Consider the following 14,983-nt stretch of genomic DNA (forward strand, 5'->3'; position numbering starts at 1 on the left):
GGCGTGGACACCCGCCTCGACCCGGCCCGCGCCTTCGACCTCGCCTCCGACCTCGACGAGCTCCGGCGCGCCGCCCGACGGCACACGCTGGGACCCACCACGGCGTCCCTCGTGAACGAGGCCGAGCGGCGCGGCATCCCCACCCTGCGCCTCGACGAGCACAGCCTCGTGCAGCTCGGCTACGGGAAGTACCAGCGGCAGATCCGCGCGAGCATCACGAGCCTCACGCCGCACATCGCCACGAGCACCGCGAGCGACAAGGACCTCACGAAACAGATGCTCGACCGCGCGGGCCTGCCGGTCCCGAAGGGCGCCGTGGTGCGCTCCGCCGACGAGGCCGCGCGCGCCGCGTCGCGTCTGGGCTTCCCCGTCGTGACCAAGCCGCTCGACGGCAATCACGGGCGCGGCGTCACGCTCGACCTGCACGACGAGGAGGGCGTGCGGCGCGGCTTCGAGGAGGCCCGCGCGCATGGCCGTCAGGTGGTCGTGGAACGCTACTTCCCCGGCAACGACCACCGCGTGCTCGTCGTGAACGGCGAGGTCGTCGCGGTGGCGGAGCGCGTGCCCGCGCACGTCGTCGGCGACGGGCGTCACTCCGTCCGTGAGCTGGTGGACGAGATCAACCGGGACCCCCGGCGCGGTGAGGGTCACGAGAACGTCATGACCCGCATCAAGCTCGACGGTCACGTGGAGGCGCTCCTCGCCCGCGCGGGCCTCACGACGGACAGCGTGCCCGAGGAGGGACAGCGGGTGTACCTGCGGGACACCGCGAACATGTCCACGGGCGGCACCGCCGTGGACCGCACGGACGAGACGCACCCGGAGAACATCACGGTCGCTCGCCGCGCCGCGAAGGTGATCGGGCTGGACGTGGCGGGCATCGACCTCATCTCGCCCGACATCACGCGCAGCGTCCACGAGACGGGCGGAGGGATCGTGGAGGTGAACGCCGCGCCGGGCTTCCGCATGCACCTGCAGCCGTCGGAGGGCAAGGCCCGCAACGTGGCCGCGCCCGTTCTGGACATGCTCTTCCCGAAGGGCACGCCGTGCCGCATGCCGATCGTGGCGGTGACGGGCACGAACGGCAAGAGCACCACGTCGCGGATGATCGCGCACGTCCTGCGGCACGCGGGGCACACGGTGGGCCTCACGACGTCCAACGGCATCTACGTGAACGGCGAGCTCGTCACGGCGGGCGACACGACCGGCCCGAAGAGCGCGAGGGTGGTCCTGAGCGACCCGCACGTGGACGTGGCGGTGCTGGAGACGGCGCGCGGCGGCATCCTGCGCGAGGGCCTCGGCTTCGACCGCGCCGACGTGGGCGTGGTCCTCAACGTGCAGCCCGACCATCTGGGGCTCGCGGGCGTCGAGACGATGGAGGACCTCGCGGCGGTGAAGTCCCTCGTGGCGGAGGTCGTCACCGACCACGGCACGAGCGTCCTCAACGCGGACGACCCGCTCGTGGTGGAGATGCGGGCGCGGGCGCGCGGACGGATCGCGTTCTTCTCCATGAACGGAGGGGACGGCGCCGCGCCCGTGCTGCGCGCGCACATCGCCGAGGGCGGCCTGGCGGTGCTGCGCGAGCCGACCGTGCTCGGCGACGAGCTCGTGATGTACGAGGGCGGTCAGCGGCTCCCCATCATCCGCGCGCGCGACATTCCCGCGACGCTCGGCGGCTTCGCGGCCGTGAACGTGCAGAACGCCCTCGCGGCGTGCGCGGTGGCGCTCGCGCGGGACGTGCCGCTTCCGGTCCTGCGCTCGGCGCTCTCGACGTTCACGACGTCGTTCGAGCAGAGTCCGGGGCGGCTCAACCTGTACGACGGCCATCCCTTCCGGGTGCTGCTGGACTACGCGCACAACCCCAGCGGGCTGGGGTACCTGCGTGACCTCGTGCGGCACCTGCGGCCCGAGCGTGGCCGTGTGGTCGGCGTGATCGGCGTGGCGGGCGACCGCCGGGACGAGGACATCCGCGAGATGGGCGCGCTCGCCTCCGAGGCCTTCGACGAGATCGTCGTGCGTGAAGACGAGTACCGACGTGGCCGCCGCGAGGGCGTGGGCGCGCGGCTCGTGCGCGAGGGCGCCCTCGCGGCGGGCACCCCCGAGGAGCGCGTCACGACCATCCTGAACGAGCGCGAGGCGGTGGACGCGGCCCTGCGGATGGCGCGGCAGGGTGACCTCGTGGTGATCCTCGTGACGGAGGTGGAGAACGTCTGGCGGCAGATCCGCGACTTCGACAGCAGCGGGACTCCGCCGCGGCTCCTGCCGGACGAGTCGCGCGGCGCGAGGGAGACCCACCGCGCCTGAGGGAGGGTAGGCGATCATCGTGCGCGGCGCCGCGCACGACGATCGCCAGGAGAGGACCCCCGCGCGGCTCGCGGGGGTCCTCTCGTCAGCGACCTTCGGCTCGTCCCCGCCGTGGTGTCACGGCTCCGTACCCAACGACAGCAGCGTCACGACCGCACGGTACGCCCGGTCGAAGACCTGCCGCACGTCTCCACCGTGTGTGCTGATGATGCTGCGCTGGTCCACCAGCACCGTCAGGACCAGTTCCACACCGTCCGAAGCGTCGAGGGAGTCCACCTCGACCGTGCACTTGTGCGTCTGGATCCACGCCAGCTGGTTGCACTGTTCTTCCGTCAGATGATGCCGCCACATGTGGGTGAGGCCGTGGTCATCGTACGCGCTCATCTCCCCTCACTCCTTCCCACTGTCCGGTGCCGGAACGGGCCGCTGACCCGGACGTCGTCGTGCGGCGTCGCGGGCGCGGACCGGCCGGGTGGTTCGCGGAAGCCGAACAGCATGCCGATCTTCGCCTGGGCCTCTCGGGGGCACGTCCGTCGGGATGACATGACGCAGCCTATGGGGCAGGCGCACGTGGCGGGACAGGGAGGGCTGAAGGCGAACCGAGGGAAGTGGAGGCCGACCGTCGACTTGGATGAAGAGGCTGAGGTCAAAAGGAGCGCGGCTCCCGGGGAGCCGCGCGTGGACGTCGGTGAGCTCAGGCGGTCAGGGTCACCGCCTTCGGCCACGCCACCCAGAACGTCGCGCCCTCGCCCGGCGTTCCCTCCGCCCAGGCCCGGGCCCCGAAGCGTTCGCACATTCGTCGTACCGTCACCAACCCCACCCCCGTCCCCTCGTACTCCGTCGACGGGTGCAGCCGCCCGAACAACTGGAACAGCCTGTCCTTGTGCCGCATGTTGAACCCCACGCCGTTGTCCTCCACCCCGAGGTGGTACTCCGACGCCGTCTCGTAGGCCATCACCGACACCCGCGCCTGCTCCTGCAGCTTGGTGAACTTCAGGGCGTTCGCGATCAGTTCGTCCAGGATCAGCGACAGCGCGCGACTGTCGCCCTGCACCGTCGGCAGGGGCGTGCTCGTCACACGGACGTCCCGGTCCGACATGATCGGCGTGGCGTTCTTGAGGACCTCCGAGAGGACCTTGTTGAGGTCCACCGGCCTCACCGTGAGCCGCATGCGCCGCAGGTCCATGAACCGCTCCACGGACGCGAGCAGCATCAGGATCTGAAGGACCGCGCCCTCCACGTTCCCCAGGTGTCCCGCGACCGCTCCGGGCTGCTCGGCTGGCGTCGTTCGGTTGTGGTGCAGCCTGAGGAAGTTCAGGGCGCGCGCCACGGGAAGGTGCAGCTGTTGGATGAACGTGACCGTGATGTTCTCGAGTTCCTGCGTGAGGTGGCGTGTCACGCTGGCCTGCCGACGTAACCGCTGCTCCTGATCGGCGTTGTCGTCCAGCAGGCTCTGCTGCGCCCGCTGGTGTTCCGAGATGTCCGTCGCGATGACCAGCAGGTGCCCCACCCCGTTCCGCTGCTGGGTGCGCAGCTGGACGAGCACGTCGCTGGGCGCGCCGTCCACGCCCATCAGCTGCACGTTTCCCTGATGCACGAGGCCGTCCTCGAACGCCAGCCTGAGCAGCAGCGCGAACGAGGATCTGGAAGTGGGCGTCAGGTACGACGTCCAGGTGCGGCGCAGCAGCTCCTCGGGGGTCCGTCCGAGCAGACCGCAGCCGATGACGTTAACCTCGACGATGCGGCCTTGCGGGTCGAGCAGGAAGTACGGGGCGGGCGCTTCGTTGAACAGCGTGACGGCGCGTTGCCGGCACGCCTGAAGGTCGCTTTCGAGGGTGCGGACACGCAGTTCGAGCGCGCGTTGTTCATCCGTCGGCATGGCGGGCCTGGCTTTCGCTGGAGTGCGTCCGAGGACGCGGCGATGGAGCGGACGCGTCGTGACCCCGTCCGCTCAGGAAAGAGGGCAGACGACCGGGATCGGTCGTCTGCCCTCGGGGGTGCCGGATTACCAGCGGTAGTCGCGGCGGGCGCCGCCCGCGGACTCGCTGACCTCGGCGGCCTTCGTCACGCGGATGTTCTTCGCCTGCGGGCCCTTGCCGCGCTGGCCTTCCTCGACGTCGAATTCGACCTCGTCACCTTCGTTGAGCTTCTTGAAGCCCGTGCCGGAGATCGCGCTGAAGTGCGCGAACACGTCGGGGCTCCCCGCCGTCTGAATGAACCCGAAGCCTTTTTCCGCGTTGAACCATTTCACAGTACCGATAGCCATACTCAACTCCTTGACTTCCAAATACGATGAGGCGCGCAAGGCAATTCACCTTGCGCGCCTCATATTTCGATGCGTACCTGGAAAATGACTCACTCAGTCTAGTTCATTGCGACGAACATAATCCGGTTCGCCTCACAAATGGAGCGACGCTCAGTGGGACGCGAGGTCGACGAGGCGGCCGAACTGCCGCCGCGCGTCGTCCTCCCCGGCGAAATTCGACGAGTCCTGCTCCGCCATGAGGGTCACCTGCCGTCTCGTCCCGTTGGACATGGTGATGCGGACGCTGTAGATCCGGTCCAGCTCGTCGGGGGTCGGTCTGGAGGGAAACGCGCCGTCCAGATGCGGTTCGGAGGCGAACACGAGATCGCTGATGTGTTCCACGGCGATCATGGTGTGCTCGTCGATGTGCAGGAAGCGGCCATTGCGCTTGTAGGTCATGGCCCAGGCTAACGGCGTGCCGCGTGCGCCGCGCCTGATCCCGATGAACTTCCTTCACGCCCCACGAACGACACCGGCACGAGCCGGTCCCGGCCCCGCCCCGCCACTCACCCGTCCTACCCCTCGTCCTGCTCGGCCTCACGCCTGAGCCGCTCCGCGCTCAGCGTCTCGCCCCGCGCGATCGCGTCGAACAGCGTCCGCGTGCGCGCCTCCACCTCGCGCGCCCTGGCGCGGTACACTTCCGCGAGCCGGGCGTTCCCGCTCTCCTCCAGTTCCGCCCCCGTGTTCTCCAGCAGCATCGTCGCTTCCTCCAGCGTCCGCATCGTCTGCCACAGCGTCTCCTCCACGTGCTCGGTCACGCTGACCAGCAGCGCGTCCCCGGTGTACGCGTGCCCGGTGTGGCAGCGGTACCGCGTGAAGCCACCCTCCTTGATCTGCACCAGCACCCCGCCGCACTCCGGGCAGGTCTGCGGCGTCACCTTCCCGAAGTCCATCACGCCGCTCCGGAAGGCGTTGTCCCGCCGCGCGATGCCCACCTCGACCTGCACGCGCCTGCGTTCGTCGTCACCGACCGTCACCTCCCACGGGTCCACCACGGGTCGAGCGGCCAGCCGCGCCAGCAGCGCCGCGAGGTCGCTCGCGCGGACGACCTCGTCCACCTCGACCTGGTCGAGCGCGCTGAGCGGCATGCTGTCCATCTCGGCGTCCTCGGGGTCCTGCACGACGGTCGTGCCGCCGAAGCGCTTGACCGTCCACAGTCCGGACGTGCCGTCGTCCAGCATGCCCGACAGCACCACCCCGATGACGCCCACGCCCTGACTGTACGCGGCGGAGCGGAACAGCGTGTCCACGGCGGGCCGATGACGGTTCTCCTTCGGGCCGCGCGTCACGCTGAGGTGATCGTCCTCCACGAGGAGGTGATGATCGGGCGGCGCACAGTAGATCCGCCCACGTTCGATGCGTTCGCCGTCCCGCGCGTGCGAGGCGGGCAGCGGGCCGGCGTTGCCGAGCAGGTCCGGCAGCCGGCTCGGCACGTGACTGGGGATGTGCGTGACGACGCAGATCGCGCCGGGGAAGTCGGCGGGGAGGCCACGGGCGAGGTCGATCAGGGGCAGAGTTCCACCGGCGGACGCGCCGATGACGACCAGCCGGAACGGCAGCATGCCCTCACCTTGCCCGTCGCGCCACGTCGTCACGTGTGGCCCGCATGAAGGCGCACGCCATCCGGGTCGTTCCCGTCACTCCAGCACCACGGGCTGCTTCGGCCACGCGACGAAGAACGTCGCGCCTTCTCCCACGCGGCCCTCGGCCCACACCCGCCCCCCGAAGCGCAGCACGACCCGCCGCACGATCGCGAGACCGATGCCCGTCCCGTGAAAGGCCGACTCGGAATGCAGCCGCTTGAACACCCCGAACAGCCTGTCCTTGTGCCGGTTGTTGAACCCCACGCCGTTGTCCTCGAAGCGCACGACGACCTCCGTCGCGGACTCCTCGGCACTGACGTGGACGCGCGCCTCCTCGCGGGTGGCGGTGAACTTCACGGCGTTCTCCAGGATCTTGAGGAACACGAGCTGCATGGCGGTGCTGTCACCCTGAACGACCGGCAGCTTCGCGCTCGTGACGTGCACGGCCCGCTCCCCGATCAGGGGCCGCAGGTCCTTGCGGACCTCGGTGAGGACGCGGTTCAGGTCGAGCGGAGCGACCCGCACGCGCATCTGGCTCGCCCTCGTGTAGTCCAGCAGCGCCGTCGTGAGCTCCTCCATGCGGTTCACGGAACGGAACACGTGCTGGAAGTGCTCCACGCGGGTGTCGCCGAGGGCGTCCTCACGGCGCAGCACCTCCACGAATCCACCGACGCGGCGCAGGGGCGCCATCAGGTCCTCCGCGACGGCGAGCGCGACGGTCCTGAGTTCGTCACCCAGCTCGCGGATCTTGCGGGTGCGTTCCTCCACCTGCCCTTCGAGCGTCTCGTTGAGCTTCAGCAGCGCCTCGCGTGCCTCGTGCTCGGTGCTGATGTCGGTCAGCGCGACGAGCGTCCCGCCCGTGGGGTGCGCGCGCCCTTCGAGCCGCACGGGCAGAGCGCGCCCGTCGGGACGTTCGAGCCGCAGTTCTCCCGCCGCGCCCGCCTCGCTGGCGTGCAGGCGCGGCAGCAGCAGCGCGAACGTCGTGCGGGACTCCGCCGCGACGAACTGCGTGAGGCGGCGGCCGAGCAGCCGCTCGCGGTCCTGTCCGAGCAGGTCGGTGGCGCGGCGGTTGACGCTGCGGATCTCGCCGCGCTCGTCGAGGGTGAGGTACCCGACCGGGGCGTACTCGTACAGTTCCTCGTACCGGTCGCGGGCGGCGCGAAGTTCGACGTTCGCTTCGCGCAGACGTTCGTTCTGGAGTTCGAGTTCGATCTCGTGGACGGACAGTTCGTGCCGCAGCGCTTCGGTCGTGTCCGGCAGGGCGTGCGGGGTGGACGCGGCGAGCTGCCGCTCGGCTTCCTCGCGCAGGCGGCGCGTCTCGTCGTCGTGATGGTCGCTCATGGATGGTCCTGTCGGGTCGTCACTCGCGCGAGGCGTCGAGGTGGGGAGCAGAGGGACGACGTGCAGGCGCGTGCGGGCAGTGTAGCACCGGGCACGGTCCGCACCACGCCCGCGTCGTTCACGCCTGCCCGGCCGACCGGACGGGTGCGCTCACCCCCACGCACTACAGTGATGGTCAGTCGACGCCGCTCCACGCTCACCTCCCCGGCTGTACCCTCCCCGCCCACAAGGACCTCCATGTCAGAACCGCACGAAGAAGCGCCCGCCGACTCGACGCCCACGAATCCCTCCCCCGAACCGAGGCCCCGCGCGGTCGTCGGGATCGGCGGGTCCGCCGGGGCGCTCGACGGGTACGAACGCTTCTTCCTCGGGCTGCCCGTCGGGAGCGGCATGGCCTTCGTGGTGGCGCCGCACCTCAGCCCTCAAGGTGAGAGCCTGATGCCGGACCTGCTCGCGCGCTGCACCTCCCTGCCCGTGCAGGTCATCGAGGACGGCGCGCTCCTCGAACCCGACCACGTGTACGTCCTGCCCGCCGGGTGCGGCGTGAGCGTCATGAACGGACGGCTGCTGCTCGAGGCCCTCGAACCCGGCCGGGGTCATGAGGTCATCGACGCGTTCCTGACGGCCCTCGCGGCCGATCAGGGCGAACGCGCCGTCGCGGTGATCCTCTCCGGCATGGGCAGCGACGGCACGCGCGGCGCGCGCGCCGTGAAGGAGAACTTCGGCCTCGTGCTCGCGCAGGACCCCGCCAGCGCCGACTACCCGTCCATGCCGGCCAGCGTCGTGCGGAGCGGCGTCGCGGACGAGGTGCGGCCCGCCGAGGAGCTCGCCGCCCGCCTCTACCAGCTCGTGACGCACCAGCCGCTCCTCCAGGCGGATCCGGAGGCCGCGTCCAGCGCGGACCTCCAGCGGGTGCTGCTGATCGTCCGTGCGCGCACCGGGCAGGACTTCACGCGGTACAAGCCCACGACGCTGCTGCGCCGCATCGACCGCCGCATGAAGGCCTCGCGCATCCGGACGCTCGGGCAGTACGCCCGGCACCTCCAGGAGCATCCGGAGGAGGTGGACGCGCTGTTCGAGGACCTCACCATCAACGTCACGAGCTTCTTCCGTGACGTGGAGGCGTTCGAGCGGCTCTCCGAGCACCTGCGGACGTACCTCGCGGCGCGCGACCGCGATGAGGAGCCGTTTCGCGCGTGGGTGGTGGGCTGCGCCAGCGGTGAGGAGGCGTACAGCGTCGCGATGCTGCTGCACGAACTCACGGGGGTCCCGGAAGGGCAGACGCCGATGGGGTTCCAGGTGTTCGCGACGGACATCGACCCGCGTTCCATCGAACGCGCCCGCCTCGGGTGGTACCCGCGCTCCATCGAGGGGCAGGTCACGCCGGAGCGGCTCGCGCGGTTCTTCACCCGTCATGGGGACGGGTACCAGATCGACGCGGTCATCCGCGAGCGGGTGGTGTTCGCGCTGCACAACACCTTCAACGACCCGCCGTTCACGCGGGTGGATCTGCTGACGTGCCGCAACACCCTGATCTACCTCGGCGTGGACCTCCAGAAGCACGTGCTGACCGTGTTCCACTACGCGCTCGTGCCCCATGGGCTGCTCTTCCTCGGGGCGAGCGAAGCGGTCGGTCTGGGCGAGGACCGCTTCCGGCTGCTCGACCCGCGCTGGAAGATCTACCGGCGTGACCTGGGCGTGGCGGGCACCCTGCCGGTCGGGCAGCTTCAGTTCACTCATCACCCCGCGAGGCGGACGCCGCCGCCGGGACCGCGACACGAGCGTCCCACGTCGGACGGGGCGACGCTCGCGCAGCACGTGCAGCGCCTGCTGCTCACGCGGTTCGTTCCACCGACGGTGGTGGTCGATCCGCAAGGTGACATCCTCTACGTCACCGGACACACGGGGCGGTACCTCGAACTGCCCGCGGGGTCGAACGGTCCCAACAACGTCCTCGCGATGACCCGCGACGGCCTGCGCTTCGAACTCGCCGCCGTGATCTCCCGCGTCGCGCGTGAAAGGCGCGTGGTCACGTTGCGCGACGTGCACCACGACATCGGCGGCGTGCGGGTCGTGCTGGACCTGACGGTGCAGCCGATCGAGCATCCCGGCGTGACGGACGCGCTGCTGATCGTGTTTCAGGAACGAAGCGCCGAGGGCGTCGTGGACGGCTCGGGCGAGGACCGGCCCGAGCAGATCGACACGGTGCAGGCCCTCACGCGGGAGGTGCAGCACCTGCGGGACACCCTTCAGGCGACGCTGGAGCATGGCGTCATCTCCTCGGAGGAGCTGCGCAGCACCAACGAGGAGTACCAGACGACCATCGAGGAACTCAAGAGCAGCAACGAGGAACTCATGACCTCCAAGGAGGAACTCCAGTCCGTCAACGAGGAGCTCATCACCACGAGCGCGGAGCACCAGCGGATCATCCATGACCTCGCGCAGGCCAACGACGACATGAAGAACCTGCTCGAAAGCGCGGGCATCGCGACGCTGTTCCTCGGGAACGACCTGCGCATCAAACGCTTCACCCCGTTCATCCGGGAGGTGATCAACCTCCTCCCGACGGACGTGGGCCGCCACATCGGCGACATCAACGTCAGGCTGCACGACACGGACTTCGAGCGGACCGTCACGACCGTGCTGGAGACGCTGCTGCCGATCGAGACGCAGGTTCGGGCGCTCGACGGGCACTGGCACCTCATGCGGATCAGTCCGTACCGCACGTCGGACAACTTCATCGACGGGGTGGTCGCGGCCTTCACCAACATCGACCGCGTCAAGACCCTCGAAACGAACCTCGACCGGAGCGAGCTGTACTCGGAGGCGCTGCTGAACAGCATCCCGCTGCCGATGCTGGTCTTCGACGACGAGCTGCGGCTCCTCTCCGCGAACCGCGCGCTGTACGGCCTGCTGCGCCTCAACCCGCAGCAGTCGCTCGGGGAACGGCTGTTCGAGCTGGGCAGCCGTCAGCTGGACCTGTGGGAGCTTCGCGAGAAGCTGGAGCGGATGGTGCTGACGGACGAGGCGCTGAGCCAGTACGTCATCGACCTCGACGTGCCCGGCCCGGGCGTCCGGAAGATGAAGGTGGAGGCGTGGCCGATCGTGAGCGCCGACGGGAAGACGGCGGTGCACCTCATGACCCTCGAGGACATCACCCCGATCGTGGAGGCCGTCGTTCAGGTGGGCGAGGCGTTCAGCGGGGACCCCACGAGCCTGGACGACTGACCGGGCGGTGTGAGGGTGGCCGGGCCGCCCGGTCCCCCTCACGTCCCGCAGCGTCCGCCGGGCCCGGCGCGGTCACTCGAGCTCGTGCGCGGCGGTCCGCTCGCCGTGTCGGGGGTCACGCGTCAGCGCCGGACGGCGGTCGTGCCCGATCTGCCCGGCGCGCAGGGCGCTCTGCCGCACCCCCCGCGCCCGCTCCTTCGCCTCGCGCGCTTCCTCGCGGTACGCGCGGGCCAGCTCGGGCTGGTCGGCTTCCTCGAAGTGCCTGCCGAGGTGTTCGAGCAGCATCACGTCCTCGTCGAGGGCGCGCACGGCGTTCCACAGGCCGGCCTCGATGGAGCCGCGAAGTTCGCTCAGCAGGGTCTGCGCGGTGTAGGCGTGCCCGGTGTGGCAGCGGAACCGCGTGACGGGTCCTTCGCGGACGCCCACCAGCACCCCGTGGCATTCGGGGCAGGTGAAGGTCGAGGGCGTGCCGTGGTCGAGCAGGCCGGACTCGAAGGCGTTGCCCCCGTCGGCGATGCCGACCTCCAGTTCGAGTCGGCGGCGGTCCTCGTCGTTCATGTCGCTCCTCTTCCTCGGGTGTGGAGGGGTCGTCACGAGGCGGGTCAGTTCCGGCGCGAGCTTCCCGGTCGGCAGGATCGCGTCCACGCTGACCGCGCGGATCGCGCTGAGCGGCATGCTGGGGAACGCGGCGTCCTCCGGGTGCTGCACGAGGGCTTGCCCGCCGGCCCGCTTGACGGTCCACAGGCCGGAGGTGCCGTCGTCCAACATGCCGCTCAGCAGCACGCCGATCACGTCCGCACCGCGGGTGTACGCGGCGGAGCGCATCAGCACGTCGATGCTGGGCCGGGAGCGGTTCTCCTTCGGGCCGCGTGAGAGGCGCAGGTGGTCGTGCGCGAGGAGCAGGTGATGGTCGGGCGGCGCGACGTAGATGCGTCCCGCCTCGACGAGGTCACCGTGCCGGGCGTGCCGGGCGGGCAGGGGACCGCTGCGGGAGAGGATGTCGGGCAGATGGCTGGGGTGGTCGGGCGAGACGTGCACGACGACGAGGACGGCGGCGGGAAGATCGGCCGGAAGGTGCGCGACGAGCGCGACGAGCGGTTCGAGTGCGCCGGCGGACCCGCCGATGGTGACGACCGGAGCGGTGGACATGCGGTCAGCATGCGTGCGGGGTGGGGGAGGCGTGTGCGGGTCGCCTGTGGTCGACTTCAGAGTCGACGGCGGCACAGGACCACCGGGCGACGCATCGGCCCCCTGGGCGACGGCACGCCCGATCAGGAACCGACCGACAACCCGGCGTCGCCGAGGTCGACCGTGTGATGAGCGTCGCGCCGCATCCGTTAGACTCCTCGTTGTGGAGGTGCTCTTTGCTCTCATCACTCAGACCTTCCTGACGATGCTGGTCGTCATGGACCCCGTGGGGCTCGCGCCCGTGTACATCGCGCTGGCGGGCAATCGCCCGAGCTTCGAGCGGCGCGCCATCGCCCTCAAGGCGGTCGTGGTGGCGGGCCTGATCATCCTCGTGTTCGGTCTCACGGGACGCGCGTTGCTGGAGCACCTCGGGATCAGCCTCGACGCGTTCCGGGTGGCGGGCGGCGTGCTGCTCTTCCTCATCGCGCTCGACATGGTCTTCGCGCGCACGAGCGGCACCCGCGAGACGCCCGAGGAGGAGGCGGAGGCGCAGGAACGGCAGGACATCAGCGTCTTCCCGATCGCCATTCCGCTGATCGCGGGGCCCGGCACGCTCGCGAGCGTCATGATCCTCGTGGGGGACGCGCGTGGGAATCCCGTCCTGGTGCTGGCGGTGCTGCTGGTGACCTTCGTGGTGCTGGCGCTCTGCTACCTCGCGCTGCGGCTCTCCACGGTCATCGCGCGGCTCGTCGGCCTGACGGGCGTGAACGTCGTGACGCGCGTGCTGGGCGTGCTGCTGGGCGCGCTCGCGGTACAGTACGTCGCGGACGGGGTGCGCGGCTTCTTCGCGGGCTGATCGTTGTAGTGCGCGGTGTGTGGATCCATTGGGAGATGCTGCCTATACAGGCGCGCCTCGTTCGTTCGTGAGCGCGTTCCCCGAACTCAATGAGGGCTTCCCGAGCTACATGAAATGGCTAGATTCGGGATTCCTGAACATTCCCCTGACGTGTGACCGGGTAGACTTTTCACGTGAACGTTTCGTCCGCCGTGCAAACCAATGACGCGGCGCAGAAGCTCAACACGCCGCGCGTGCTGGTCCTGAACGCGTCGTACGAGCCGCTGCACATCGCGTCCGCCAAGCGCGCCATCACGCTCGTGCAGTACGGGGTGGCGGAAGTGCTGGAGGAAAGTGAGGACACCGTGCGTTCGCCGAGCACGGTCATGCCGATTCCCAGCGTCATCCGGCTCCGGCGGTACGTGCGGCGGCCCCGCGCGCACCCCGTCCCCTTCAATCGGCGCAACGTGTTGCGCCGAGATTTTTTCACCTGCCAGTACTGCGGCTCCCGCAACGACCTCACCCTCGACCACGTCACGCCCCGCTCGCGCGGCGGACGGCACACCTGGGAGAACGTCGTCGTCGCCTGCCGCGACTGCAACCAGCGCAAGGGCAACCGCACGCCCGACGAGGCCGGACTGGTCCTCAGGGCCCGCCCGCGCGTTCCCACCTTCGGCCTGTACGTCGCCGGGCAGTTCGCCCAGTGGCACGAGGAGTGGAGCAAGTACATCTACGCCTGACGCTTCCGACGAGGCGGCCCCTCGCCTGGAGGGGCCGTTCTCTCATGCGTCTTCGCCGGGTGCCTTTATGCTTTCTTCATGACGCTCGCCGCACTGCCGCCCGCGCCCCGCCGCCTGCCGCTCGTCGGGCACGTGCCCTTCGTCGCGCGAGACGTGCTCGGCTACATGGAGCACGTCACCCGAGCTCACGGTGACGTCGTGCGGCTCGACCTCGCCGGACGCGAGGTGTGGGTCCTCGGGGCCCCCGCCGACATCGAGTTCGTCCACGTGAACTCCGGACGCCTCTTCGACAAGGGCCTACGCGGCGACCCCATCCTGAGCGCGCTGCTCGGCAACGGCCTCCTCGTCAGCGAGGACGACTTCTGGCTGCGGCAGCGCCGACTCGCGCAGCCCGCCTTCCACCACCGCCGCGTCGCCGCGTACGCCGACCTCATGGCCGCCGAGGGGACGCGCCTCCTCGGGCAGTGGCAGCCCGGTCGGACGCGTGACCTGCACCTCGACATGACGAAGCTCACGCTCAACATCGTCGCGAAGGCCGTCCTCGACACCGACCCCGGCGAACGTGCCGACGCCGTCAGCGCCGCCATCGACGAGGTGCTCACCGAGTTCCACCGCAGCCTCGGGCGGCCCGTGAAGATCCCGCGCAACGACGTCACGCCCGGCTGGCGACGCGTGAACCGCGGCGTGGAGGCCATCGACCGGGTCGGGCAGGCCATCATCGACGAGCGCCGCGCGAGCGGCGAGGACCGCGGCGACCTGCTCTCCATGCTGATGCTCGCCCGCGACGACGAGGGGCGTGGCATGTCCGACCGTCAGCTGCTCGACGAGGTGAAGAACATCTTCCTCGCCGGACACGACACGACCGCCACCACCATGACCTTCGCGTTCTCGCTGCTCGCCACGCACCCATCGGTGGAATCGCGCCTGCACACCGAGCTGGACGAGGTCCTCGGCGGGCGCGCGCCCACCATGGAGGACCTGCCGCGCCTCGCGTTCACCGACGCCGTCATCAAGGAGACGCTGCGGCTCTACCCGGCCGCGTGGAGCACGCAGCGCCGCGCGAAGCAGCCCGTCCGCGTGGGCGACTTCGACGCCCCGGCGGGCACGGTCTTCTGGATCAACCACTGGGTCACGCACCGCGACCCCCGCTTCTTCGACGCGCCCACCGAGTTCCGCCCGGAACGCTGGCTCGCGCCCGACTTCGAGCGGTCCCTGCCGAAGTACGCGTACTTCCCCTTCGGCGGCGGCCCGCGCGTGTGCATCGGGCGGGAGTTCGCGCGGATGGAGGCGCTCGTGCTGCTCGCCACCATCGCGCAGCGCTACCGTCTGCGTCTCGTGGGGGACATGCCGGTCCCCGAGCCCGCCATCAGCCTCCGCCCGCGCGGCGAGGTCCGCATGACCCTGCACGCGCGGCGGTAGGCCGGGAGGTGCTCAGCGCGGCAGGCCCGGGTCCGAGAGCAACCGCGCCGCCCTCACGCGCGAGAGGTTCCACGAGCGCCAGTCCGTCGCGGGGTCCGCG

The 14,983-nt window shown here is 70.1% G+C and carries 12 protein-coding genes; 5 read left to right on the top strand and 7 right to left on the bottom strand.

The window, feature by feature from the left end:
• Positions 1–2,304: cyanophycin synthetase (cphA, locus tag DEIPI_RS34980; RefSeq protein WP_084475045.1), on the top strand; the 2,304-nt coding region annotated here is incomplete at its 5' end.
• Between the two features lie 117 nt (positions 2,305–2,421).
• Here cphA and DEIPI_RS0126650 read toward each other — a convergent pair.
• The 6 genes from DEIPI_RS0126650 to DEIPI_RS0126675 form a co-directional block, all read right to left on the bottom strand.
• Complete coding sequence (locus DEIPI_RS0126650; RefSeq protein ID WP_027483796.1) at positions 2,422–2,688, bottom strand: hypothetical protein; 267 nt, start codon at positions 2,686–2,688, stop codon at positions 2,422–2,424.
• A 310-nt stretch (positions 2,689–2,998) separates the two neighbouring features.
• Positions 2,999–4,183 carry a sensor histidine kinase gene (locus DEIPI_RS34985; protein ID WP_052352058.1) on the bottom strand — a complete coding sequence of 395 codons (1,185 nt, stop codon included), beginning with the start codon at positions 4,181–4,183 and terminating at the stop codon, positions 2,999–3,001.
• Between the two features lie 126 nt (positions 4,184–4,309).
• Entirely contained in the window at positions 4,310–4,570 is a 261-nt protein-coding gene (locus DEIPI_RS0126660) for a cold-shock protein (protein WP_027483797.1), read from the bottom strand.
• A gap of 150 nt (positions 4,571–4,720) precedes the next feature.
• A complete protein-coding gene (locus tag DEIPI_RS0126665) occupies positions 4,721–5,008 on the bottom strand; it encodes a hypothetical protein (RefSeq protein WP_027483798.1) in 288 nt (95 codons plus the stop codon).
• A 116-nt stretch (positions 5,009–5,124) separates the two neighbouring features.
• The gene (locus DEIPI_RS0126670) at positions 5,125–6,171 is read right to left on the bottom strand and encodes a chemotaxis protein CheB (RefSeq protein ID WP_027483799.1); all 1,047 of its coding nucleotides are present in this window, start codon (positions 6,169–6,171) and stop codon (positions 5,125–5,127) included.
• Between the two features lie 75 nt (positions 6,172–6,246).
• The gene (locus DEIPI_RS0126675; RefSeq protein WP_045235286.1) at positions 6,247–7,533 is read right to left on the bottom strand and encodes a sensor histidine kinase; all 1,287 of its coding nucleotides are present in this window, start codon (positions 7,531–7,533) and stop codon (positions 6,247–6,249) included.
• Positions 7,534–7,770: 237 nt separating this feature from the next.
• Between DEIPI_RS0126675 and DEIPI_RS34990 the strand changes: the two genes are divergently transcribed.
• Positions 7,771–10,761 carry a CheR family methyltransferase gene (locus tag DEIPI_RS34990; RefSeq protein WP_045235287.1) on the top strand — a complete coding sequence of 997 codons (2,991 nt, stop codon included), beginning with the start codon at positions 7,771–7,773 and terminating at the stop codon, positions 10,759–10,761.
• A 72-nt stretch (positions 10,762–10,833) separates the two neighbouring features.
• Here the strand turns inward: DEIPI_RS34990 and DEIPI_RS0126685 are convergent, their stop codons facing one another.
• Positions 10,834–11,910: a chemotaxis protein CheB gene (locus DEIPI_RS0126685; RefSeq protein ID WP_027483801.1), complete on the bottom strand. Its 1,077-nt coding sequence runs from the start codon at positions 11,908–11,910 to the stop codon at positions 10,834–10,836.
• Between the two features lie 208 nt (positions 11,911–12,118).
• Between DEIPI_RS0126685 and DEIPI_RS0126690 the strand changes: the two genes are divergently transcribed.
• From DEIPI_RS0126690 to DEIPI_RS0126700, 3 genes are all read left to right on the top strand, one after another.
• Positions 12,119–12,745 (top strand): MarC family protein, encoded by a 627-nt coding sequence (locus tag DEIPI_RS0126690; RefSeq protein WP_281173273.1) that lies wholly within the window; start codon positions 12,119–12,121, stop codon positions 12,743–12,745.
• 173 nt (positions 12,746–12,918) lie between these two features.
• Positions 12,919–13,464: an HNH endonuclease gene (locus DEIPI_RS0126695; RefSeq protein ID WP_045235288.1), complete on the top strand. Its 546-nt coding sequence runs from the start codon at positions 12,919–12,921 to the stop codon at positions 13,462–13,464.
• A 78-nt stretch (positions 13,465–13,542) separates the two neighbouring features.
• Positions 13,543–14,883, top strand: a complete 1,341-nt coding sequence (locus DEIPI_RS0126700) for a cytochrome P450 (RefSeq protein WP_027483804.1) — start codon at positions 13,543–13,545, stop codon at positions 14,881–14,883.
• Positions 14,884–14,983: the final 100 nt, after the last annotated feature.

The organism is Deinococcus pimensis DSM 21231 (assembly GCF_000519345.1).
GTDB lineage: Bacteria > Deinococcota > Deinococci > Deinococcales > Deinococcaceae > Deinococcus_A > Deinococcus_A pimensis.